Below are 2,620 nucleotides of genomic sequence, written 5' to 3' on the forward strand. Positions count from 1 at the left end.
CGACGTCGGCATCCCCGCCACGATCCTGCGGCCGCACGCGATCGTCGGCCCGCACGACACCGTTCTGCTCCCCCGGCTGTTGCGCGCGATCGAACGCGGGCGCGTGCCGCTGCCGTCCGGGGGCCGCGCGCTGGTGGAGCTGACCGACGTGCGCGACGTCGCCGCCGCGCTGGTCGCCGCCGCCGATGCGCCGCCAACCATTGCGAACCTGTCGGGCGGCGCGGCGCTGACGGTCCGCGCGATCGTCGAGCGGATCGCCGCGCGCCTGTCGCGGCCGGTGCGCATCGTCGCACTGCCGCGCCCCGTCGCGATGGCCGCCGCCGCCGCGCTGGAGGGCGCGGCGCAGCTGACCGGGCGCGAGCCGCTGCTGACCCGGTACACCGTCGCCGCGCTCGGCTGGTCGCGCACCTTTGATCTGTCACACGCGCGCGCCGCACTCGGCTGGGCGCCCGCAATCACGCCGGAGGAAGCGATCGATCACGCGCTGGACGCCCGATGCGCGCGGTAAGCGTCCGCGCGTTCCGCGTCGGCCATTGCCGCCATCCGCAGGCGATGACGATCCGTGGCGGCCGCTGGGCGCCGGTCGAATTCCCCGCGCTCGCCTTCCTGATCCGCCACCCGGACGAAGGCGCGATCCTGTTCGACACCGGCTACGATCCCGCCTTCCTCGACGCGACGCGGCCATTCCCCGAACGATTGTACCGCTGGGCCACCCCGCCGCATCTGGCACCGGGGGAGGCGCTGGCCGATCAACTTGCCGCGCACGGCATCGCCGCCGATGAGGTGCGCCACCTGATCCTGTCGCATTTCCACGCCGATCACATGGCGGGGACGCATCGGTTCCCGAACGCTACCGTCCACGCCGCGCGCGCCGGATGGGCGGCGATGCACCGCGGCAGCCGCTTCACCGCAGTGCGCGGCGGGATGCTGCGCGCACTCGCCCCGCCCGGCATGGAGGCGCGGATGCGCTGGTTTGAGGATGCGCCCGCCGCCGCCTTGCCCGACGATGCCGCGCCCTTCGCCGATGCGCGCGACCTGCTGGGCGACGGATCGCTGCTGATGGTGCCGCTGCCCGGCCATTGCCCCGGCCATTGGGGGCTGTTCGTGCGCGAGGATGCCGGCTGGCATTTCCTGGTCGCCGACGCCGCCTGGTCCAGCGCGGCGATCCGCACCGACACGCCCCCGCCACTGCTGACGGCGCGGCTGCTGGGCGATGCCGCCGCCGGGCGCACGACGCTGCACAAGCTGCATCTGCTGCACCGGCGCAACCCCGACGTGCGGCTGACGCCGTCGCATTGCGCCGAGTGCGCCGCCGGGCTGTGACCGGAATCGTGCCGGGCACGGTCATCGTCACCGGCGCGCGCGCGCCGGTCGCGCTCGATATCGCGCGCTCGTTCCGCGCGCTCGGCTGGACGGTGCATCTCGCCGACAGCGTACCCGCCACGGCGGCGCGCTGGTCGCGCCCCGCCTTCTCGGTCCACCGCCTGCCGCCGCCGCGCACCGCCTTCGCCGCGTTCCGCGCCGCGCTGGCGCGGCTGGTGGAGGCGACCGGCGCGACGCTGGTCGTGCCGACGTGCGAGGAGGTGTTCTATATCGCCGCCGCCGCGCCGCCCGCGCGCGTCTTCGCGCCGCCCCCCGACGTGTTGCGCCGGCTCCATTCGAAGGCGCTGTTCGCGGACGTGGCGCGCGCCGCCGGGGTGACGGTGCCCGACACGCACGCGATCGACGCCGCCGCCGCACTGCCCGCGCTGCCGCTCGACCGGATCGTACTGAAGCCCGAATTCTCGCGCTTCGCCGCCGCCACGCTGATCCGCCCGTCACCGCGCACGGTCGCGCGGCTGCGCCCTTCGCCGACGCACCGCTGGGTCGCGCAGCCGTTTGTCGCGGGGGAGGAACTGTGCCTGTGGACCGCCACGCACGCCGGTCGCGTCACCGCGCACGCGCTCTATCGCCCCGCATGGCGGCACGGCCGGTCGGCGGCCTATGCGTTCGAAGCGGTCGACTGGCCCCCCGCGATCGACATGGCGCGGCGGATCGTGGCCGCAACCGGGGCGACCGGGCACCTGTCGTTCGACCTGATCCGCACCCCCGATGGCGCGGCGGTGCCAATCGAGTGCAATCCCCGCGCGGTCAGCGGCGTGCACCTGTTCGACGGCAGCGCGCTGGCGCGAGCGATCCTGGGCGAATCGGTGCCGCCCCCCGCCCCCGGCACGCGTCGCCACCTGGCGCCCGCGATGGCGCTGCTCGGCGTGCCGTCCGCGCTGGCGGCACGGCGCTGGCGTTCGTTCCGGAACCAGTGGCGCGACGGCCGCGACGCGATCACCCGCCCCGGCGATCGCTGGCCCGCGGCGGGGGCGCTGGTCGATGCGGCGCGCTTCGCCGCGCTGGGCCTGTCGCGCCATCGCAGCCCGACACGCCAGACCACCGCCGATATCGAATGGAACGGCGGGCCGATCGCGTGATCCTGTTCGATCCCGCCGCCCCGGACGCGCCCTGGGGCGATACCCCAGCGGCGGAGCGCGCCCATATCGCGATGCTGGCCGACGTGCCCGCACATATCGCCAATGTCAGGACCGAATGGCGCGCGCTGAACAGCGGAGGGCGCCATTCGGTCCTGACA

General features: G+C 74.9%; 4 protein-coding genes. All 4 read left to right on the top strand.

Annotated elements, in window-relative coordinates:
• Positions 1-508, top strand: a 508-nt coding sequence (locus AX685_RS17320) for an NAD-dependent epimerase/dehydratase family protein (protein ID WP_156445898.1), incomplete at its 5' end; no start/stop codon positions are given.
• A complete protein-coding gene (locus AX685_RS17325) occupies positions 496-1,323 on the top strand; it encodes an MBL fold metallo-hydrolase (protein WP_066490848.1) in 828 nt (275 codons plus the stop codon). The genes AX685_RS17320 and AX685_RS17325, both read left to right, overlap by 13 nt.
• On the top strand, positions 1,320-2,462 hold the full coding sequence (locus AX685_RS17330) for a hypothetical protein (RefSeq protein ID WP_082741056.1): 1,143 nt from the start codon (positions 1,320-1,322) through the stop codon (positions 2,460-2,462). Before AX685_RS17325 ends, AX685_RS17330 begins: the two co-directional genes overlap by 4 nt.
• Positions 2,438-2,620: hypothetical protein (locus AX685_RS17335; RefSeq protein WP_156445899.1), on the top strand; the 183-nt coding region annotated here is incomplete at its 3' end. The genes AX685_RS17330 and AX685_RS17335, both read left to right, overlap by 25 nt.

Origin of the sequence: Sphingomonas sp. CCH9-F2 (assembly GCF_001556735.1) — a bacterium.
Taxonomy (GTDB): Bacteria; Pseudomonadota; Alphaproteobacteria; order Sphingomonadales; family Sphingomonadaceae; genus Sphingomonas; species Sphingomonas ginsenosidimutans.

Coding starts and splice junctions, on each gene's coding strand:
- AX685_RS17325 (WP_066490848.1), top strand. CDS start 496: ATGCGCGCGGTAAGCGTCCGCGCGTTCCGCGTCGGCCATTGCCGCCAT.